18 protein-coding genes are annotated in these 20,278 nt (G+C 39.6%); 7 read left to right on the top strand and 11 right to left on the bottom strand.

All coding sequences use genetic code 11. The features are described from left to right. Positions 1 to 77: 77 nt before the first annotated feature. The gene (locus tag GQR53_RS04195) at positions 78 to 1,985 is read right to left on the bottom strand and encodes a beta-ketoacyl synthase (protein ID WP_165742966.1); all 1,908 of its coding nucleotides are present in this window, start codon (positions 1,983 to 1,985) and stop codon (positions 78 to 80) included. 126 nt (positions 1,986 to 2,111) lie between these two features. Here GQR53_RS04195 and GQR53_RS04190 point away from each other — a divergent pair, with 126 nt between their 5' ends. Together GQR53_RS04190 and GQR53_RS04185 are read left to right on the top strand one after the other, a co-directional pair. Continuing rightward, positions 2,112 to 3,122 carry a helix-turn-helix domain-containing protein gene (locus tag GQR53_RS04190; protein WP_165742965.1) on the top strand — a complete coding sequence of 337 codons (1,011 nt, stop codon included), beginning with the start codon at positions 2,112 to 2,114 and terminating at the stop codon, positions 3,120 to 3,122. Between the two features lie 68 nt (positions 3,123 to 3,190). After that, a complete protein-coding gene (locus tag GQR53_RS04185; protein WP_024594761.1) occupies positions 3,191 to 4,426 on the top strand; it encodes an EAL domain-containing protein in 1,236 nt (411 codons plus the stop codon). Between the two features lie 28 nt (positions 4,427 to 4,454). Here GQR53_RS04185 and GQR53_RS04180 read toward each other — a convergent pair whose 3' ends face one another. Genes GQR53_RS04180 through GQR53_RS04170 form a run of 3 tightly spaced genes read right to left on the bottom strand, consistent with a single transcriptional unit; the run spans position 4,455 to position 7,490 of the window. Beyond that, positions 4,455 to 4,970: an MgtC/SapB family protein gene (locus tag GQR53_RS04180; protein WP_165724125.1), complete on the bottom strand. Its 516-nt coding sequence runs from the start codon at positions 4,968 to 4,970 to the stop codon at positions 4,455 to 4,457. A gap of 8 nt (positions 4,971 to 4,978) precedes the next feature. Continuing rightward, on the bottom strand, positions 4,979 to 6,091 hold the full coding sequence (locus GQR53_RS04175; RefSeq protein ID WP_165724123.1) for a GNAT family N-acetyltransferase/peptidase C39 family protein: 1,113 nt from the start codon (positions 6,089 to 6,091) through the stop codon (positions 4,979 to 4,981). 4 nt (positions 6,092 to 6,095) lie between these two features. Next, a complete protein-coding gene (locus tag GQR53_RS04170; protein WP_024605990.1) occupies positions 6,096 to 7,490 on the bottom strand; it encodes a RimK family protein in 1,395 nt (464 codons plus the stop codon). A 293-nt stretch (positions 7,491 to 7,783) separates the two neighbouring features. Between GQR53_RS04170 and GQR53_RS04165 the strand changes: the two genes are divergently transcribed. Continuing rightward, positions 7,784 to 8,122 (top strand): zinc ribbon domain-containing protein YjdM, encoded by a 339-nt coding sequence (locus GQR53_RS04165; protein ID WP_024605991.1) that lies wholly within the window; start codon positions 7,784 to 7,786, stop codon positions 8,120 to 8,122. A 272-nt stretch (positions 8,123 to 8,394) separates the two neighbouring features. Here GQR53_RS04165 and GQR53_RS04160 read toward each other — a convergent pair whose 3' ends face one another. From GQR53_RS04160 to GQR53_RS04130, 7 genes are all read right to left on the bottom strand, one after another. Continuing rightward, positions 8,395 to 8,604: a zinc ribbon domain-containing protein gene (locus GQR53_RS04160; RefSeq protein WP_007582647.1), complete on the bottom strand. Its 210-nt coding sequence runs from the start codon at positions 8,602 to 8,604 to the stop codon at positions 8,395 to 8,397. A 198-nt stretch (positions 8,605 to 8,802) separates the two neighbouring features. Continuing rightward, positions 8,803 to 9,120, bottom strand: a complete 318-nt coding sequence (locus GQR53_RS04155) for a type II toxin-antitoxin system RelE/ParE family toxin (RefSeq protein ID WP_165742964.1) — start codon at positions 9,118 to 9,120, stop codon at positions 8,803 to 8,805. Continuing rightward, positions 9,108 to 9,365: a type II toxin-antitoxin system Phd/YefM family antitoxin gene (locus GQR53_RS04150; protein ID WP_165742963.1), complete on the bottom strand. Its 258-nt coding sequence runs from the start codon at positions 9,363 to 9,365 to the stop codon at positions 9,108 to 9,110. The genes GQR53_RS04155 and GQR53_RS04150 overlap by 13 nt, the downstream gene beginning before the upstream one ends. Before the next feature lie 323 nt (positions 9,366 to 9,688). Further along, positions 9,689 to 10,165 carry a GreA/GreB family elongation factor gene (locus GQR53_RS04145; protein WP_165742962.1) on the bottom strand — a complete coding sequence of 159 codons (477 nt, stop codon included), beginning with the start codon at positions 10,163 to 10,165 and terminating at the stop codon, positions 9,689 to 9,691. Between the two features lie 185 nt (positions 10,166 to 10,350). Continuing rightward, positions 10,351 to 11,286, bottom strand: coding sequence for a protein translocase subunit SecF (gene secF / locus GQR53_RS04140; protein WP_165742961.1), 936 nt, complete (start codon positions 11,284 to 11,286; stop codon positions 10,351 to 10,353). Further along, on the bottom strand, positions 11,279 to 13,117 hold the full coding sequence (secD, locus tag GQR53_RS04135) for a protein translocase subunit SecD (protein ID WP_165742960.1): 1,839 nt from the start codon (positions 13,115 to 13,117) through the stop codon (positions 11,279 to 11,281). Before secD ends, secF begins: the two co-directional genes overlap by 8 nt. A 108-nt stretch (positions 13,118 to 13,225) precedes the next feature. Next, positions 13,226 to 13,687, bottom strand: coding sequence for a hypothetical protein (locus GQR53_RS04130; RefSeq protein ID WP_165721524.1), 462 nt, complete (start codon positions 13,685 to 13,687; stop codon positions 13,226 to 13,228). A 108-nt stretch (positions 13,688 to 13,795) separates the two neighbouring features. Between GQR53_RS04130 and GQR53_RS04125 the strand changes: the two genes are divergently transcribed. The 4 genes from GQR53_RS04125 (at position 13,796) to GQR53_RS04110 (ending at position 20,222) form a co-directional block, all read left to right on the top strand. Beyond that, entirely contained in the window at positions 13,796 to 15,574 is a 1,779-nt protein-coding gene (locus tag GQR53_RS04125) for an ABC transporter ATP-binding protein/permease (RefSeq protein WP_165742959.1), read from the top strand. Between the two features lie 233 nt (positions 15,575 to 15,807). After that, positions 15,808 to 17,886 (top strand): M13 family metallopeptidase, encoded by a 2,079-nt coding sequence (locus GQR53_RS04120; RefSeq protein WP_165742958.1) that lies wholly within the window; start codon positions 15,808 to 15,810, stop codon positions 17,884 to 17,886. 258 nt (positions 17,887 to 18,144) lie between these two features. After that, on the top strand, positions 18,145 to 18,858 hold the full coding sequence (locus GQR53_RS04115) for a YebC/PmpR family DNA-binding transcriptional regulator (protein ID WP_165742957.1): 714 nt from the start codon (positions 18,145 to 18,147) through the stop codon (positions 18,856 to 18,858). 41 nt (positions 18,859 to 18,899) lie between these two features. After that, the gene (locus GQR53_RS04110; protein ID WP_240917441.1) at positions 18,900 to 20,222 is read left to right on the top strand and encodes a leucine-rich repeat-containing protein kinase family protein; all 1,323 of its coding nucleotides are present in this window, start codon (positions 18,900 to 18,902) and stop codon (positions 20,220 to 20,222) included. Positions 20,223 to 20,278: the final 56 nt, after the last annotated feature.

Below are 20,278 nucleotides of genomic sequence, written 5' to 3'. Positions count from 1 at the left end.
GATTTAGCAAAATCTCTTGAGTCAGACTTGTGATCAAGAGACAGCTTAAAAAGCGCCTTGCTAACAAGTATGTGTGCTTAAAACATATCTTGATAGGAATTTGTTGTGCTAAACGTAATTGCTTTTTCAAAGCCTGGTAACTGAATACTTTGCTCGTCAATTACAATGTCGTTGTCGTCAATAAGTCCGTCGCCAAAGCGGTAAATAAGCTCATATTGACCTAAATCAGCTTGAGCTTGATACGTTTGTTGCGCGGCTTTAATTGCCACGTTTTTCTGCGCGTAACTAGTCATAACTTCATCGCCATAGCGCTTAGCGAGCATTTGCATTGTTACTTTTGGTGAAAGTACAGTAGCTGTTGCATTGTTACCGCCAAAGCCTTTCGAATTTATAAAAGCAATATCCATATCAGCGCACTCGTAATGGCTATTACGAATATCAAGATGGTCGCTATAAACATCATCAGCCACTTTATCAATTGTGGTAATACCCGGCATAATATTATGGCTAAATACACCTAAAGCTATCGCTAATTGGTCGCCACTTGCAGGTGCAATAGTATGGCCAACATACGCTTTTGGCGCTGTTACTTTCCAGTTATCAATAGCAAACGTTTGCGCTACTTTGTGATAAATCAAAGACTCTGTTACACGGTTTTGCGGTGTACTAGAACCATGAGCTAAAATAAAGCTACGTTCTTGCAGTGCTTCTTTACCTAATAAGCTGCTAGCAAGTGCGGCTGATTTTGCCATTGTAATATAGTTACCAGGTCCAGGTGATGTAATCGACTTTTTAACGCCATCTGCATTTACAAACACATCCGGTACGCTGCCCATAATATCAGCGCCCAACTCAAGGGCTAAAGCATCATCCATTAAAATAGCAACTTGCGCGCCTTCACCTAATGTAAAGCCACAGTTATCGCCAAATGGGCGGCTGCTATTACGGTAATCAGGTTCTTCATCATTTGATAAGTTATCTAAACGGCGCAAACCTTCAACGTTTGCAAGTGCGCTCATGTTACCAAAGCCTTCTACAACTTCTGGTGTAATAGCACACTCAACACTTGCGACAACCGCAACGCGTGTACGCCCTGCTTGTATGTCATTAACCGCTGCACGTAAATTATATAAAAACGTTGCACATGCGCCCGAGGTCGAAAACGTAGTACCTACATTGCCCGTAACATAGGCATTAATAAAATCGGTAGACATTGTATTTAAGCCCAGTGCTAACTGCTTAGTGCTAACACGGTCGCCTTGTTGGCGCGCTTTTACTAAACCACCTAGGCCTTTGTCGTCCATTTGGCCAATTACCGATGCTGAATAGGTACCAATTTTATCTGGCTCTACGCTATTCATAATATGCTGCCAATCAAGCCCAGTTGATTTAATCGCATCAGTAGCTGCAAAAATAGTGGCTTGCAAACCACGAGGCTGATAGCGGCTGTTATACATAACTGATGGATCAAACCCAGTCGGAAATTGCCCAGCAGATTTAATTGGGTTATCGCGTGTTGAGTCATGCTTTACGTCTAAGTCGGCTGCAATAGTTACTTTAACTTTTTTGCCTTCAAGCTCTTCAACTTGCCAGCTAGCTGGAACAGGTGCAGGTAAGTCGCGAGCACGCGTTTCAAACACAATTGCGTTATCGCTTGATGCGCTCAGTGTCATTTTTTGCTGCCACGGTGTGGCATCGGCATCAAAGTGTTCTTTTTCAATTTTACGAATAAGTGTACCGGCAATAATCTGCTCACCAAAGCGTGCTTCTATGTCGCTTTGCTCAACATTATTACCTTGTGTATCTTGTAATTGGCCGTTTACAACACTTACTAGATTCATCAGTGTGGCGAGGCCTAAAAATGTTTCACTGCGATCTTGAGCATTTAAACTATTTAACACGATACGGCGATAACCTTGATGAAAAGAAGTACGGCCAGCAGCGTTAATGCCACCCATGCCTACTATAACGGGTAATGCAGTCATAATTTACCTTTAAAAAGCGTGTTATTAGAAGAACAGGCAGTTTAAATGGATTACGCACTATATATTGTGCTTTAATAGCCAAATATTCAGCACAAAAGGCCAAAACGTACTGGTCGGAGCATTTATATGACTGAAAAAAACACTAATCCACCATTAAACATTGCTATAGCGGTTTATCCGCACTTATTAGTTACCAGTTTAACGCTGCCTATTGAGATGTTAAGAGCCGGCGAAGCCTTTGCTAGAGGCCATATTGATAAGCAAAGTTTTAGACCGCTTGCTATAAATTTAGTGGCTAAAAATGCTGAATCTATAGCTACTCGCGTAGGCCTTGCGATAATTCCTGATTGCATAACAACTAATGCGCCCTACAGCGATTTAATTATAGTGCCTGGTATTTGGCGAAACCCACGCCCTGTAGTGCGTACAAATCAAGACGTAGTTGATTGGCTAAGCGAGAGCTTTAGCGCAGGCAGCCATATAATTGGTGTAGGCACTGGCAACTGCTTAGTAGCTGAGGCTGGCTTACTTGATGGGCACCCTGCTACAACCCATTGGCACTACGCCAATCAATTTAGCCACGACTACCCGTTAGTGCGTTTAAAACCCGACTTTTTTATAACCCAGTCAGAACGCATGTACACCGTAGCAAGCCTTAATGCCCTTGCAGATGTGATCGTACATATTATTAGTCAGTATTATGGCAAAGCTGCCGCGCAGCATGTTGAGCGCAATTTTTCCCACGAAATACGCAAACCCTACGAAGATCAGCGCTATCTTGAAGGTGCGGTTGATCGCCATCCCGATGAGTTAATTGCCCAAATTCAATTTTGGTTAAAAACCAACTTAGCAACAGAGCTTAATTTACAGGATGTAGCCGCACAGTTTAATTTAAGCTATCGCTCTTTTACGCGGCGCTTTAAAGCAGCTACCAACCAAAGCCCTATTGAGTATTGGCAACAGTTACGAGTAGAAGGTGCTAAAGAGTTGCTCGCTTCGTCAAATTTATCAATTCAGGAAGTAGCGTTAGAAGTAGGCTATAACGATCAAGGTCATTTAACGCGAATATTTAGAAAAATACTGAACCAAACACCCAGAGAGTATCGTAAAGTAGTGAGAAAAAAATTGTTTGGTTAATACTTTAAAAACAAGCTAGGCTACTGTATTAATATAAACCATTAACTAAAACACAGGAAGTTGGAAATATGCATGTAAATTTTAGTGAAAATTTACTATTAGATATTGAAGCAGAGACTGATCTCAATACTAGACTAACTCGCTTGCTAGCACTTATTCGTAAACACCTTGATATGGACGTTGCTTTTATTTCTGAGTTTAAAGACTCTAAACGTATATTTAAATTAGTTGATACCAAACGCCCTAACGAGATTGTAAAAGTAGGTAATTTTGATCCCATAAACGAAACCTACTGTAATAAATTAGCCAATAATGAACTAGATAATATAATACCTGACACCAGTAAAAATAGTATAACCCGCGATATGCCGGTTACTAAAAAGCTTAATATTGGCGCTTATATTGGGGTGCCAATTACCTTATATAACGGCGATATTTATGGCACATTTTGCTGCTATAACGAGCAAGAGGACGACACATTAAACAAGCGTGATCTGGCGTTTTTAAATTTAATTTCAGATCTGGCTTCACAGCTTATTGATACACAAATACAAGACAATGAAGCAAAACAACTTATTAAATCTAACGTACTTAATATTATAAACACAAACAATATTGAAATTTACTACCAGCCTATATATAGCTTAAACACAAATAAAGTTTCGGGTTACGAATCCTTGTCTCGCTTTTTTGTTGAGCCCTATAGAACACCTAACATTTGGTTTGATGAAGCAGCACAGTTTGGTTTAGGTGAAGCCCTAGAAATGTTGGCAATAAACAATGTTTTAGGCAATATGAGTCATTTTAATAAAGAGGTGTATGTGTCAATTAACACCTCTCCAGAGCATATACTAAGTGGTGCCGTTGCCAATGCATTAGCTGCTATTTCTGATTGCAGTAATATAGTATTGGAGGTAACCGAACACTCTCCTATTGCCAACTACAATGAAATGTTAACGGCACTCGCGCCACTGCGTAAAAAAGGCATACGCCTAGCTATAGACGATGTTGGTGCGGGGTATTCTTCTTTTCAGCATATTTTGGAGCTACAAGCAGATATTATTAAACTTGATATTAGCCTTACCCGAAACATTAATAGCGATCGTCGTAAATACTTATTAGCTAAAGCATTATGCGGATTTGCTAAAGACATTGGCTGTAATATTATTGCCGAAGGCATAGAAACACTAGAAGAAATAAACACCCTACGCAAACTAAATGTCGATAAGGTTCAGGGCTATTATTTAGGCCGCCCACAAGCACTTTGCGATGCTTTAGTGCATCAAAAATTAGTATTAAGTTAGTTATAAATTTAATTATAAAGACGCCACTTTATAAGTGGCGCTCTGTTTTATTTTCGCTTTTGCGATAATAGCGCTTAGAATAAATTTTAACTTTAGTGTGCACACCTTTACTTAAACTTTTAAACTTAGCTTCAAGCACATCAACACCGTATAAAATACCGACCACCAGCACCGAGAGTTTTATTGCAGCCCCAAGGTTTTCGGTCGCTATCATCACGCCTATTGATGCAAGCACCCAAATGGTTGCAGCAGAGGTTACGCCAACTACCGCACCATCTTTTGCGAGCATAACGCCTGCCCCTAAAAAGCCAATACCTGTAATTATTTGCCCAACTACACGAGAGTGATCTATTACATCCCCCTGTAAATTAAACGCAGTGGATAAAAACAAATACGTGCCCAGCGTTATTAGGGCTGATGTACGAATTCCTACAGGTTTACCACGCAATTGGCGCTCTATTCCAATAATAGCACCACAAAAAGCCGCAGTACCAATAGCTGCCCACGAATACGGGGCTACATCAATTAAATCTAAAAAAGTCACTGTTAACCTTATATTTTATTAGCTATAGCCACCGCCGTTCTTAAACGTTGGCTACCAAACGCTGACATTTTACTAAAATCACTTCGCGCAATAGGTACATATTGGCAATCGATTGCGAGCTGTTTATCGTTACCTGGCTCACAAAACGGATCGTGAACATACACGCAGTGCTCATCAAGGTGCGTAACACACACCCAGTGTGGCGATTTTTTACCATCAAAACTGTATGTACTAATTAATAACAGCACACTAAAGCCTTTACTTAACCACTGCTCAATATGCTCAAGCTCTACATCTTTATGCTTAAGCGGTATATTTGCTTGCGCTATACCATCTACAAATTGCTGGTGTACGGTAGCTAACACCACTTTTTTGTTCTCGTTACGTACACCATCTAAAAACAAAGGCTCTGTGGTATTAACCATTACCTCGCTTTTAAAACCACGCTTATTAGCTCCAAGTGCCAAACCAAACGGATGGCAACCACCATGACCCGAAGTCATAAAAATGGTGGTACCTTCACGCCAAAGTGCCAGCTCATGCGATTGGGTAAGCTCAGTTGTTGGCTCAAGTGCGCCCATTGCCATTAATAGTGCAGCAGGTCCGCACGTAAACTCAGTAGTTTGCTGATACCACGGCGTTAAACGCGCCACTTTTAACTCACTCGTTTGTCGAATGTTTTTTTGCATTCGTAGTGCGTCACTGTGGTCATCGTAATAATCGCTATATTGACCAAACACTCTGTAACCTAAGCTTTTATAAAGCCCTATCGCACCTTCGTTATTTACAGCCACTTCTAAACGAAGGTAAATACGCCCTCGCTCATACGTTTCTTTTTCAAGGCTAGTAAGCAATGTCTTTGCAACGCCCTTACCTTGCATTGTGGGTTTTACAGCAAGCGAATATAAACGCGCTAAACGAGTCCCTTTATGGCACCACACTAATCCATATCCACATACTTGCTCGCCATTTTGGGCAACGAGTAAAATACCGTGTTTTGCACTAAGCCAGCGTTTTAAACTACGCGGACTTAATTTATCGTTATTAAAGCAAGCGTTTTCAACGTCAATCAGTGCATTTAAATCACTACTAAGCGCCTTTCGAATAACAAGGTTGCTCATGTTATTACCCACGGCCTCGTGCTTCTAAGCGTTGTTTAAACTCATCCATAATGATCATGTATAGCTCGTCGCCTAAATAGCCGTCTTCTACCTTGTGATCAATACTTGGGTTGTCGTTTACTTCAAGTACATATGCTTTGCCTTGATGCTCTTTAACATCTACGCCATATAAACCCCTACCCACTGTTTTACATGCTTTTAATGCTGCATCTAACACCGCTTTTGGTAACTCAAAGGTTGGTAGAGTTTCAAAGCCGCCAGAGAAAAACCGTTTAGCATCGTGGTTATAAATTTGCCAATGGTTACGCGCCATTAAATAGCGGCATGCATAAATTGCACGGCCATTTAACACACCCACTCGCCAATCATATTCGGTATACATGTACTCTTGTGCAAGCACTAATGCGCTATATTCAAACAGCTCTGTAAGCTTAGCGGCAAGCTCATCACGGTTTGAAACTTTAAACACACCTTTTGAGAACGACCCTTCAGGCATTTTTAAAACAAGCGGATACGTAAACGCTTCTTCTAATTGCTCAAGCGTTTCATTTGCTTGATCAGCCACTACAACCGTTTTTAAACTTGGCACTTTTTGATAATTAAATGCATCGTGTAAATACACTTTATTACAACAACGTAAAATAGACTCAGCATCGTCAATAACCACTAAACCCAGGCTTTGCGCTTTGCTTGCAAGGCGATACGTTGGGTGGTCAATCGCTGTAGTTTGGCGAATAAATAACGCATCAAACTGGGCAATGTTATCAATTTCGTCAAAGCTTAATGCTTGTGCATAAATACCGTGTTTAGCCGCTGCTTTAATAAAACGTGCAATGGCGTCTTTGTCACTCGGTGGTACTTTTTCGTTATGATCAACAAGTATTGCCATGTCCCATCTAAAACGACGTTGCACAGAACTAATACGCCACTGCGTTTTAGTAAAGTTATCTAGCTTGGCTACAAATTCGCTGTACTGCTGCTCGCTTAAAGACGACATCGAGCCTTGTTGCAATAAGCCTTGCTCATCAACAAATAAAATAGGCGTTGGGTATTGTTTAAATACCGACTTTGCCGCTTTTGATTGTAAATCGTTTTGGGCATTACCAAAATAAAGTGTGCCATCTATTTGGCCCACATTTAACATAGGAGCTTGGCCACTACGAAGTGCATTAATGGTTTTTACACTGGGTAAAACTTGGTGCTTGCGCGCCTCAGCAAGTAACGAGCAATAGTAACCTTTGCTCAAGTATTGGCTTGAGTCGCACAGATTAATAATGCGTGTTTTTGGTTCGTTATGTTTTGGGTAATCACGTAAGTAGGTATTAAACGTAATTACATTTTCGAACGATTGAGCAAGCGTTTGCTCGTTGTTATCAACCACAATTAAGGTTTTAAACACGACTTTTCCTAGTTAAGTCAAAATATAAAAAGCATGCTTAATAAAATACTAAGCATTATAAATAGAAACACCCATCGTACTAAGTGGGCATTGCGCGAATCACTTAATATGATGGGTGCTTTAACAGGTACCTACTGTACGAGTTAGCGCTTAAATTGCTTAAGCGACATGTGCTTTATATGCCCTTTTTTAAAAACGCACAAACGAGATATTTTTAGCGTGAAGATGAAAAATATTGATTAACTAATAATGCAGATTAAAATACGCAAAACAATATCTTATGAGAGTTAAAAATGTCGCTGCCTGCTTGCCCAAAATGCCAATGTGAATATGTTTACGAAGACCAACAACTGCTTATTTGCCCCGAGTGCGCCCATGAGTGGAACCCAAATACTACAAATGATGAAGACGCAATTTTAGTAAAAGATGCCAACGGCACTTTACTTAATGATGGCGATAAAGTGACCGTAGCCAAAGATTTAAAAATTAAAGGCAGCTCGCAAGTAATTAAAATTGGCACCAAAGCGGTCGTTAGAAGAGTGCTTGATAAAAAAGATCACGAACTTGATTGTAAAGTGGAAGGCATTGGCGAAATGATGGTAACAGCGAAATTTGTGAAAAAAGCTACCTAAAATTGGATATTTAAAATATAGGATGTTAGATGAAAAATCATAAAAATAAATTCATCCAAGCCTTATGGCCTGTTATTGAAGCCTATTATTAGTGCATATAATAGATTTTGTTTAACTGCTATTAGTTGGTATATTTCTAAAGGTCCACCTACATTTAATAAGGCGAATTATCGCTTAGGTATATTTAAGCATTTAACCTCCTCAGCTAAATGAGGAGGTAACTCTTGAACTGATCTGTTTACATTTCAATTAAAGTGCTTTTTAAGCTTTGATTACCCAGTAAAGAAATCAAATACGTTACCAAGTGTTGATGATGAACCTTTATAAAATTCAGTAAAACTACATCGACTGCATGTCACAGCGGTGTACTTTTTATTTTGAACATCAAAAATTCTTGACCAAAAGCCACCCGAAACTCTTATTTCACCGGTATCAAATTCGTTATTATTACACTTAGAGCAAGACCAATTGTTATGTCTCATATTTCAACCTCCATATTATTTATGTACGGTATATTAAACACTTAAGGAACGTGTGTAGCAATTTTTTTAATAAACAAACCATAATTTAGTTCTTATATTTGTTAAGTTGGAATTTTGATAGATGTTTGGATAGCTTTTTAATAATTGCTTCTTATAATAATTAGTATGAGGGTCATACTAATTTCACTCAGGGATTACCTACTTGTTAGCTGTATATTGCGTTAGCAACAAAAATTTTCGTAAGTCTCGTTCTTGTCTCATTACGTGCAAAATATATACTTTATTGTTATCTTTCTTGTAAAATATACGACAAGGATTCACGACCAGTTCAAGATAATTTAGGTTAGCTAACTCAATTGGTTTTTTACCTGATTCAGGAAAGGGTTCGAGACGTTCAACTTTTTCAAATATTTTGGAAACCAATTTTTTCGCTGACTGCAAATTGCTTAATGCGATATATTCAGCGATATCGTTAAGATCATCCAAAGCTGGATTAGTCCAAATTATTTCAGCCATTTATTCATTTTATCTTTAGCTTCAACATTCGAGGTGGTTTCACCACGACTTATTGCCTGCTCTCCTTTTGCAAGAGACTCAAGAATTTGCATACGCTTTTGCATAAATTCATAATCATCAACATCTACTAAGTATGCAGATGGTTGTCCATGTTCAGTTATCAACACAGGTTCTTTAGAGGAATGAAGTTCAGATAATATCTTCGTTGCTCGACGCTTCAATGTTGTTACTAGTTCTACTCTCATAATAATCCCCAAACAAATGTATCACTATAGTAGCACCGAGTAGCCAACTTGGGAAATACAACAAACGAGGCTGTAAAGCATTAAAATCAATTAAAAAGGGAGCACCTAACGTCAACCCTGCTCATTTTTAAACTATTAGGTACTTCTCATTATATGCCTTTGTACAAATTGAAATACACACCACGTTACGCTATAAAAGCATTGCTGTACGTTGGATAAATGGTGAAGCCATGCCATCCGACAATTAATTTATAAATATAAATAAGCGTTTATTTCGTTAGTATAGCTCTGCCAGCAAACGTTTCTCTTAAAAAACCAAAGCTTTATAAGATCTCTACCACAACATATTCGTGGGCTTTACCTGCAATAGTTAACGTAATTTCATCATAAATCTGTTTATTTAGTAACTGCTTACCCATTGGTGCGCCGGGTGTTACAACAGCAATTGCGTGCTGTTTAACGTTTACTGTTAAACCACCAGCTGCAGGGCCTAAATAAAACCATTTTTGGGCTGCGTTATCATCTTCTATACACACCAGCGAACCGATAGCTATTTTGTCGGTAGGCTTTTCGTTAAAGGCAGGCTCAAACAATTCTATGCTTTTATAGCAATCGTTTACGCGCTGGGCTTGGCCTTGTGCTAAATAAGCGGCTTCGAGCCCTAGGGTATCGTATTTGTTTTCGGCTATGTTTTCTTCATGTGTGGCGGTGTCGTGCGCGGTTTTTGCCGCTACTTTTGCTGTTGTAAGCTGCGCTTCTAGTGCAAAACGAAGATGTTCGATAACGTGGGTTTTATTCATGGGGATTAATACAATACTGGCAGTAAAAATAAGGCAGTTAGTTTAACATTTTTGCTAGGCTTAAAACCATTGTTTTAAACCCCGCAAGTTTGGTGGGAGTATTAGCGGGGTTTTAATAAGCATTAAACAAGCAAAGAGCCGTTGATTGGTTGATGCAGCTCTTTACTTGTGTTTTATTAAAAACCTTATGGCATATCTAATAATGTTTGCGTGTGGGCATCTACTTTAACTTCGTAGTTTTTAGCGCTTAAGCCCAATAGCTCCGGCAAGGTTGCCGCTATACAAATAGACGAGAACGTACCCACTACAATGCCAGTAAATAATGCAATAGCAAAGCCTTGCAGTGGTGCGCCTGCAAGTAGCCAAACGCTCGCAACCGTTGCAAGTGTAGTACCCGACGTTATTAAGGTGCGTGTTAGCGTACTTTTAATCGCATTATTAATAATAGTCGCTGGGCTAAGTACATTGTTTGATTGAACACGTAAAAGCTCGCGTACTCTATCCCCTACTATTATTGAATCGTTAAGTGAGTAACCAATAATAGCCAGTAAGCTGGCCAGTACGGTTAGATTAAACTCAATTTGTAATAGTGAAAATAACCCTAGTACGAGTATTAAATCGTGCATTAGCGCTACCACAGACCCTACCGCTAATCGCCATTCAAAACGCACTGCAAGGTAAATCATTACCGCAATCATTGCAGCAAACATGGCTAAACAACCCTGATCAAATAACTCATCGCCCACTTGTGAGCCAATATAGGCCGACGATAAAACCTGTGCGTTTATATCATCGTTTTGTGTAACAGCGCTTTGCCAATCCAGGCTATTAACTGTTGTTGATGCACTTGGTGCTTCTCTTAGTTGAAAATGGCTATTACCTTGCGCAGTTAGCTCAAACTCACCGTTGTGATTTTTAGCAATAAACGATTGAAGCTCTTTTAGTTCAACACTTTGGCTGGTTGTAAACTCAGTTAAATAGCCGCCGGTAAAGTCTAAGCCGAAATTTAAACCTTTTTGCGTAAGCGTAAATACTGATAGCAACACTAATATGGCGCTTAAAAGCATGCCAATAAAACGTAAACGTGTACCCTTTTCACCTTTCAAAAAAGTGTTAAGCATGTGCTTTTACTCCTGCTTTTTTACCCATTTTTAAATACAACGTTTGGCTTAATATTTTTGATACATACACACCTGTAAATACAGACGTTAAAAGCCCCAGTGCCAATGTAATGGCAAAACCTTTAACGGGCCCGTAGCCTATGCCATATAAAATAAGTGCGGTGATCATGGTGGTTATATTGGCATCAAATATTGTATTTGCGGCTTGTTTATAACCCTCTTGAATAGCTTGATATGGTGCACGGCCTTGGCGACGTTCTTCTTTAATGCGTTCAAATATTATTACGTTCGTGTCTACCGCCATACCTATGGTTAACACCAGGCCTGCAATACCCGGAAGCGTTAACACAACCCCTGGTAATAATGACATTAAGCCCACAAGCGACGTTAAATTTAATATAAGTGCCACGTTTGCAATAAGGCCTAAACGACGATACCAAAGCGCCATAAATGCAAGCGTAATACCCATGCCTAACATAAGCGCGGCTAAGCCATTACTAATATTTTCGCTGCCGAGGCTTGGCCCTATTGTTTGTTCGTGCACAATTGTAACGGGCGCTGTAAGCGAGCCTGCACGTAGTAACAATGCCAGATCGGCTGCCGCTTGCTGGCTTTTCATATTGGTAATACTAAAACGCGAACTTAAATGCTGAGCAATATTGGCAACATTAATAACTTCGCTTTTTTTAACGACTTCGCCTTTAGCGTTTTGAGAATACTCAGAGTAAACCGTCGCCATTGGCTTACCAATATTGGCTTTTGAAAATGCCGACATTGCATCCCCGCCTTGGCCGTCTAGGCTTAGCTGTACCAGTGGTTTACCCCAATCGTCGCGGCCTATGTTTGCATTATTAATATGATCGCCTGTAAAAATTGGCACAGGATCGAGCTTTATGGTCCCGCCCGATTGCATATTAAATGTTTGCCCGCCAATTTCTTTTAATTGATAAAAACCAAGCGATGCTGTTGCACCAATAATACGTTTTGCTTCGGTTGGATCTTGCACGCCCGGTAGCTCTATACGAATGCGATGTTTGCCTTGTTGCTGTGTTACCGCTTCGGTAATGCCTAACTCTTCAATACGTGAACGAAGGGTTGTGAGTGTTTGCCCCATTACTTCTTTATCAAAGCTGCTTCGGCCTTGCTCTGAATAACTAAATTTGGCAGTTTTAACGCTGCCGTTATTGCTTGTTACAACGGCTAAATTGGCAAATCGGCTTTGTAGCTCTTCAATAACGGGGGTTAACTTGTCTGTTGCATTAGGCAATGCGTTTATTTCAAACCCGTGCTGAGTTTGCTGCGCTTTTACGCCATGTGCTTTTTGTTTAATAATGATTGATTTAGCTTGTTGATACGCACTGACTAACTGCTCATCAACGGCTTTATCTAAATCTACGTCTAGTACAAATAGCACACCGCCATTTAAATCAAGGCCCAGCTTTATTGGTGATAAACCAAAATCTTGTAACCATGTAGGGCTGGTTGCATGCTCAACAATTTTAACTTGCGTGTTTGGGTATTGCGCTTTTATAGCCGCTTGCGCCTGAGCGCTTTTAGTTGGCTCGTTTAAAAGTACATTAATAGTTGATTGCTTATCTAAGCCCTGCTCAACCTCTAACCCTTGGTTATTTAAAAAAGTAACTAAGGTTTTAGTGCTTGGTAAAGATTGTGTTTCGCTGTGCGGCACGGCACTGATATGCAACCACGATTTATTTGGATATAGGTTTGGTAATGCGCTAATAGCTAATAAAACCAATACTATTAGCATGGCTATATAGCTTAATTTGAACTTAGCCGTAGACGGCTTTTTATCTTTTTTAAAACTTAACATGTTGAATCCTTATTGCCAGCAAAGCTAGCAACGTACTTTTTAAAAGCACAATTAATCTGCAGGCTAAAACTTTAAAAGTTAAAACCTAATAAAATTAAATAAGGAAAATTAAGCGTGGTAGGTAGTTACAGCTCTGTAGAGTAAGTTTACGTCTTTCCAGCCACTCAAGCGCGACTTTTTACTATTAGTTACAAGCGTATACCAAGGCTGTATAGGATTAATCGCTCTTGGTCGTAAGAATATATGCCTAACAAGGTTTTGAGCAAAAAATTCAAAAACCACATCGTATTCTGGCTCACTTTGAACAGTGTGCAAAAACAATGATGAATTATTGGCTGTTAACCTTGGTTGGTGCGCGTCAAAATCGGTTTGATGCGTTTTTTTATGCTGCGAAGTATCTACAGACTTACTAATAGGCTGTATTTTAGTTAAATCGGCAATATCAGTAAGCGAAACCTGCGTACTAATATTGATATTTAAATTTTGTGAGGCGCCCATAGCATTGCTCTGCACACTAAAAAGTGCAGCAAGTAGCAAAAAGGCAGTTAAAAACACTCTAAATTTAAACATTCACGTTTTAAAACTAAAATAAGGGATGCGTAGTATATAAGGGCTAGTATTTGAAATACAATAGCCCTTAGCTATTTACTATCTAATTTAATTTTACTGAGACTTTTAATGCGCCCCAGACAAAGCAGTGAAAAACGACCAGACGCCATGAATTTACGCCAAAGTGTAAAAACACTGTGGCCCTACCTTACAAAATTTAAAGGCCGTGTTTTTATTGCACTTATGGCGCTTATAGGCGCAAAAGGTGCCACGCTTTTAATGCCTTGGGCACTTAAAGAAATAATAGACTCTGTAGATAAGTCAATTAACCCACTGTTAGTTATCCCCGCTTTATTGTTATTGATGTACGGTGCACTGCGTTTTGCTAGCGTATTTTTAGGTGAGATAAGAGATGCTGTATTTTCTCGCGTAACCGAGCACGCTATGCGTGATATTGGTTTAAAAGTATTTAAGCATTTGCACTCACTTGAGCTGGCTTTTCATTTAGATAGGCAAACTGGCGGTATTAGCCGCGATATAGAACGCGGTACTAGTGGGTTAAGTTTTTTAATGCGCTTTTTAATGTTTAACATTGTGCCTACTTTGTTTGAAATACTGACCGTTGCGATTATTTTTGGCACGTTGTTTTCTGTTTGGTTTGCGCTGATTACATTATTGGCAGTCGCCATTTATATTACCTTTACTGTGGTGGTTACTCAGTGGCGAAACCGCTTTATTAGAGAAGCAAATGCTGCCGACAATAAAAGTAATACCCGCGCAATAGACAGCCTGCTTAATTATGAAACTGTAAAATATTTCAATAATGAGCAGTTTGAAGCCAAAACGTACGACACCTTTTTAGCAAACTGGGAAAAAGCCCGTTTAAAAAATAGAATGTCGTTGCTCGCCCTCAACTCAGGCCAAGCACTTATTATTGCTTGTGCTATTACCGCGTTAATGTGGTTGGGCTCAACCGAGGTAGTTGCAGGTACGCTTTCTATTGGTGAACTTGTGATGATTAACGCGTATATGATTCAGTTGTTTTTACCGCTTAACTTTTTAGGTTTTGTGTACCGCGAAATAAGACGCGCGCTAACCGACCTTGAAAACATGCTTGGACTACTTAACAAAAAACCACAAATAACCAATGCACTTAATGCTAAAGAGCTCAATATTAGACAAGGTGAAATAACATTTAATAATGTAAGTTTTAGTTACGATGCGCATCGCCCTATTCTTAATAACCTTAGCTTTAGCGTTAAAGCAGGCAGCAAAGTAGCCATTGTTGGTGCCAGTGGTACAGGTAAAAGTTCATTAGCGCGACTGCTTTATCGTTTTTATGATGTAAGCGGTGGTGAAATTAGTATTGATAATCAAGCAATAAACTCAGTAACACTTAATAGTTTACGAAAAGCCATTGCAATAGTCCCGCAAGACACCGTGCTGTTTAACACCACGATTCGTGAAAATATCGCTTACGGCAGACCATCAGCAAGCGATGCTGAAATTGATGAAGCCATTGCTATGGCGCATTTAAAAGACTTTATAGGCACACTTGATAAAGGCGATAAAACACTGGTTGGCGAGCGTGGTTTAAAAGTATCCGGCGGCGAAAAACAGCGTATTGCCATTGCCCGCGCCATTTTGAAAAAGTCCCCTATTTTAATTTTTGATGAAGCAACATCTGCACTCGACTCTCATTCTGAGCAAGCAATTCTCGCAGCAATGCGTGAAGTTGCCAGTAACCATACGAGTATTGTTATTGCTCATCGGTTATCTACTATTACCGATGCAGACACCATTATTGTGCTCAAAGCCGGACAAATTATTGAGCAAGGTAAGCACGATGAGTTACTTACTATCGCCGGAGAATATGCCCGTATGTGGGAGCTTCAGCATAAAAAGTAAATAGAGTGTAACCCCTCTTAGCTCGGATACTTTCAAGTATTCGAGCTAAATAAAGCGTTTATAGAACCTATTAGCCTTTCTCTTATATTAGTTTTAACGAGCACTGTGGTGATTCACCTCAAAAGATTTGTTTGTCTGATTAATATCAATAACAATCGATAAGTTAAATATTCGTAACAATAAAAATAATTCACTGCAGCTTAAATTCAATCAGTGATACTCAGGAGTAAGTAATGAAAAAGAGTTTAATTGCCGCAGCATTAGCTGCCACATTTATTACCGGTTGTTCAGAGCCGCAAACAACAAAAACAGACGAGCAACAACCTAAAATAGTCACTGCAGCAGTGACAAAAAAAGCAGAGTTAGGTAGTTTTGGTGTTGATTTGACAGCCCGTAACGAAGCCGTTAAACCAGGCGATGATTTTTTTATGTATGCCAGTGGCACGTGGTATGACAACTACGTAATGCCTGCAGATAAAACCCGCTACGGTGCATTTTCAGGATTAGCTGAGCGCAGTGAAGACGATGTTAAAGCTATTATTGAAGAAATAGCCGCACGTAAAGATTTAAACGCAGAAGAAAAACTCGTTGCTGATTTTTACAATGCGTATATGGATACCGAAACACTTAATAAACTAGGTGTAGCGCCTATTAAGCCATTGTTAAGTGAAATTAGTGATATAGCGTCAACTGACGATTTAGCTGAAATGTTTGGTAAGTCTTGGTTAACCGGTAATAAAGCCCCTTTTGGCGGCGGCATGTGGTTTAACCGATTAGACCCTAACAAATATGAAATGTCCCTCGGTGCTGGTGGTTTAGGCTTACCCGATCGCTCTTACTACCTTGAAGACGCTGAGCGCTTTGTTAAAACCCGTACAGCTTATGTTGCTCACATTGCTGATATGCTTGAGTTTGCAGGAGTCGAAAATACCGCTGAGCGCGCTCAAGCTATTTTAGACCTTGAAACCAAAATTGCACAAGGTCATTGGCCCCGTGAAAAGCGCCGTAATCGCGATTTAACGCTAAACCAAATTGAACGCGCCGATTTAAGCACTGCTTATCCTGGTTTTAACTGGGATTTATACTTTGCACAAACAGGTTATAAAGTACCTCAGTTAAATGTCTCTCAGCCTGAGCCTATAAAAGCGATGATTGAGCTAATCAATCAAGAAGATATTGCAGTATGGAAAGACTACCTAACGTATCATGCTATTAGCGGTAACGCAGGTTTACTATCAGAAGACGTATTTAATACTAACTTTGCTTTTTTTGGTAAAGAACTAAACGGACAGCAAGAGCCTCGCCCTCGTTGGAAACGTGCAATAAGTGAAATGTCAGGCACGAGTTCGCTTGGTTTTGCTATTGGTAAAATATACGTAGCACGTTACTTCCCTGAATCATCTAAACAACAAATGTCAGAGCTGGTTGAAAACCTACGTACAGCCCTTGGTGAACGTATTGATAACCTAGAGTGGATGGGCGATGCAACTAAAGTAAATGCGCGCGCTAAGCTTGCTGCCTTTGTACCAAAAATTGGTTACCCCGATGTTTGGCAGTCTTATGATGGTTTAAGCATTACTAAAAACGATTTAATCGGTAATGTGAAAAACATGCGTGAATTTTTTCATGCAGAAAGTGTTGAAAAAGAGCTACAAAAAACAGATCGTAACCGCTGGGGCATGACGCCACAACGCGTAAACGCTTACTACAATAGCTCGTTTAATGAAATTGTATTTCCGGCTGCGATATTACAACCGCCGTTTTTCGATCCAAATGCCGATCCGGCTGTAAACTATGGCGGTATTGGCGCTGTAATTGGTCACGAAATGGGTCATGGATTTGACGATCAAGGTTCAAAATCAGACGAAAACGGTGTGCAACGTAATTGGTGGACAGATGCTGACCGCGCTGCATTTGACAAAAAAGCCGATCAACTGGCTGCGCAGTACAGTAAATACGAACCAATCGAAGGTAACTTTGTTAATGGTCGAAATAGCCTTGGCGAAAACATTGGTGATGTAGGTGGTTTGTCGATGGCTTATCACGCTTACAAGCTAAGTTTAAATGGTAAAGAAGCGCCTGTTATTGATGGCGTTACAGGCGATCAGCGCTTCTTCCTCGCGTGGGCACAAGTATGGAAAGAAAAACGTACTGAACAAAGCATGCTTAACCAACTTCGTGGTGGCACACATGCTCCAGGTCGCTTTAGAGCACAAGCGCCACGTAACCACGATGCATGGTACAAAGCGTTTGATGTAAAACCAGGCGATGAGTTATACCTTCCTGAAGATGAACGTGTACGTATTTGGTAAGTAATACTTACTTTTTATTACTTAGTAAGGCAAGCTGTTATACAGGTTGCCTTTTTTATTGAGTTAAATTTACAAGAATAGATATAATTCCAACGTCTAAGTCCCTCGATAATCCCCTCACTAAAATACATTTGAGATAGTTTTTAAACGCGACTGTTTTAATCAGCTTTAATACTTACTAGCCCTTGAATGCATTTACCTTTAGAATACGCACTATAATTTTATTCTATTATTTACATATATTAAGGCGAAACGCAGATGGGAAGAGCTTACCAAAACAAAAAAGATTCAATGGCTAAGACTGCGGGTGCTAAAACTAAAGTTTATTCTAAGTACGGCAAAGAAATTTATATTTGTGCAAAAAACGGCGGTGTAGATCCAGATGGTAACTTATCATTACGTCGTTTAATTGAACGCGCTAAAAAAGACCAAGTACCAGCACACGTTATTGACCGCGCAATAGACAAAGCAAAAGGCGGCGGCGGTGAAGACTACGCAGCAACACGTTACGAAGGTTACGGCCCTGGTAACTGTATGATTATTGTTGACTGTTTAACAGACAACAACAAGCGTACCTTTGCTGATGTCCGTGTTTGTTTTACCAAAGCAAATGCTAAAATTGGCGCTCAAAACTCTGTTTCACATTTATTTGATCACCTTGCTATTTTTGTATTTGACGGTGATGACGACGAAGCAGTACTTGAAGCTCTTATGATGGCTGATGTTGATGTAACTGACGTAGAAGTAGATGACGGTAAAGTTACTGTTTTTGCTCCTCATACAGAGTACAACAATACACGTACAGCGCTTGAAGAAATGGGCATTACTGAATTTGACGAAGACCTAATTAGCTTTGTGCCACAAATTGAAACGCCAATTGAAGGCGAAGACGTTGAAGTTATGGAACGCTTTTTAGCAATGTTAGAAGATTGCGACGACGTACAAAACGTTTACCATAACGCGCAATTCTAAAGAGCGATTTAGTAAGTTAGAACGACTTTAAGCCAACAGCTATGTTGGCTTTTTCATTTTTAGAACATGGTATTAATATGAACTCCCTTAAAGAGCTTAAAAGTGGCAAACTTGTTGGTGCTACTCGCCTGCAATTGGTAGAAGAGCTAACGACATTTCCTGAAGAAATCTTTAGCTTAGCTGACACGCTTGAAGTTCTCGATTTATCAAATAATAACTTATCAACACTACCTGATGAATTTGCCTGTTTAACACGCCTTAAGCGTGTGTTTTTATCGTTTAATCAGTTTAAGCATATTCCTAAAGTGCTCGCTAAATGCCCTGCTTTAATTATGGTCGCGTTTAAAGGTAACCAAATTTCTGAATTTGCATTAAACAGCCTGCCAAAAAATATTGAGTGGCTAATACTCACCGATAATACGTTAAGCGAATTGCCTGAAGATTTTGGTAATTATACCCAGCTTAAAAAGCTTGCGCTTGCAGGCAATCAACTTAAGCAACTGCCAAGTAGCATGGCGCAGTGTAAAAACCTTGAGCTTGTTAGGCTCTCTGCTAATAACTTAACACACGTAGACGACTGGCTGTTTGAATTGCCTAAACTTACTTGGCTTGCGTTTGCCGGTAACGATTTTAATAAAGCTCAGTGCCTTACAAAAAGCTGCTTAGAAAATAAGTCTCTTAACGATTACACACTTAGTCATGTTATTGGCCAAGGTGCATCGGGCGTTATTCATTTAGCACAAGCTATTGAAAGTGCTGTAGCGATTAAATTATTTAAAGGCGCAATTACCAGCGACGGCTACCCGCTTGATGAAGTAAATTGCTGCTTACAAGCAGGCGATCACGCTAATTTAATTAAAGTACTTGCCTACATTGAGCAAAGTGATCAGCTAGGTTTAGTAATGGAGCTAATAGATAAAAGCTTTGCTAATTTAGGCCTGCCTCCAAGCCTCGAAACCTGCACACGTGATATCTTTAATGATGATTGCCATTACTCAACTCACACTATTTTAAAAATTGCACAACAAATGGTAAGTACGCTACATCACTTGCATGTTTGTAAAGTAAGCCATGGCGACGTGTATGCGCATAACACCATGATAAACAAAGATGCTGATGTATTATTTAGTGATTTTGGTGCAGCCACAAACTTAGCCATGCTAAATGATTATCAACAAAAGCAAATCGAGTTAATTGAAGTACGTGCATTAGGGTGTTTAATTGAAGACTTATTAGGCACGGTAACTGGTGATGATAGACAAAGTGAGCCCTTTGTTAAAATGTCCGATATGGCAAAACGTGCGATGCAACCTACATTAAATCAAAGGCCAACATTTACTGAGTTATTAGCTGAGCTAAAATAAGTTTAATATTAGTAATATAAGCGAGCAAAATGTAACACCTTGCTCGCTTTTATTTT

This window comes from Pseudoalteromonas sp. Z9A6, from assembly GCF_011378805.1.
Classification (GTDB): domain Bacteria; phylum Pseudomonadota; class Gammaproteobacteria; order Enterobacterales; family Alteromonadaceae; genus Pseudoalteromonas; species Pseudoalteromonas distincta.
The sequence above is the reverse complement of the archived record's forward strand: the minus strand, read 5'-3'. Positions and strand labels throughout refer to the sequence as shown.

What these genes read in the sequence shown, in the direction of transcription:
- GQR53_RS04155 (WP_165742964.1), bottom strand. Translation starts at nt 9,120, where the DNA reads ATGGCTGAAATAATTTGGACTAATCCAGCTTTGGATGATCTTAACGAT.
- GQR53_RS04110 (WP_240917441.1), top strand. Translation starts at nt 18,900, where the DNA reads ATGTTGGCTTTTTCATTTTTAGAACATGGTATTAATATGAACTCCCTT.
- GQR53_RS04130 (WP_165721524.1), bottom strand. Translation starts at nt 13,687, where the DNA reads ATGTTTAAATTTAGAGTGTTTTTAACTGCCTTTTTGCTACTTGCTGCA.
- GQR53_RS04115 (WP_165742957.1), top strand. Translation starts at nt 18,145, where the DNA reads ATGGGAAGAGCTTACCAAAACAAAAAAGATTCAATGGCTAAGACTGCG.
- GQR53_RS04145 (WP_165742962.1), bottom strand. Translation starts at nt 10,165, where the DNA reads ATGAATAAAACCCACGTTATCGAACATCTTCGTTTTGCACTAGAAGCG.
- secD (WP_165742960.1), bottom strand. Translation starts at nt 13,117, where the DNA reads ATGTTAAGTTTTAAAAAAGATAAAAAGCCGTCTACGGCTAAGTTCAAA.
- GQR53_RS04195 (WP_165742966.1), bottom strand. Translation starts at nt 1,985, where the DNA reads ATGACTGCATTACCCGTTATAGTAGGCATGGGTGGCATTAACGCTGCT.
- GQR53_RS04150 (WP_165742963.1), bottom strand. Translation starts at nt 9,365, where the DNA reads ATGAGAGTAGAACTAGTAACAACATTGAAGCGTCGAGCAACGAAGATA.
- GQR53_RS04125 (WP_165742959.1), top strand. Translation starts at nt 13,796, where the DNA reads ATGCGCCCCAGACAAAGCAGTGAAAAACGACCAGACGCCATGAATTTA.
- GQR53_RS04175 (WP_165724123.1), bottom strand. Translation starts at nt 6,091, where the DNA reads ATGAGCAACCTTGTTATTCGAAAGGCGCTTAGTAGTGATTTAAATGCA.
- GQR53_RS04120 (WP_165742958.1), top strand. Translation starts at nt 15,808, where the DNA reads ATGAAAAAGAGTTTAATTGCCGCAGCATTAGCTGCCACATTTATTACC.
- GQR53_RS04185 (WP_024594761.1), top strand. Translation starts at nt 3,191, where the DNA reads ATGCATGTAAATTTTAGTGAAAATTTACTATTAGATATTGAAGCAGAG.
- GQR53_RS04165 (WP_024605991.1), top strand. Translation starts at nt 7,784, where the DNA reads ATGTCGCTGCCTGCTTGCCCAAAATGCCAATGTGAATATGTTTACGAA.
- GQR53_RS04190 (WP_165742965.1), top strand. Translation starts at nt 2,112, where the DNA reads ATGACTGAAAAAAACACTAATCCACCATTAAACATTGCTATAGCGGTT.
- GQR53_RS04160 (WP_007582647.1), bottom strand. Translation starts at nt 8,604, where the DNA reads ATGAGACATAACAATTGGTCTTGCTCTAAGTGTAATAATAACGAATTT.
- secF (WP_165742961.1), bottom strand. Translation starts at nt 11,286, where the DNA reads ATGCTTAACACTTTTTTGAAAGGTGAAAAGGGTACACGTTTACGTTTT.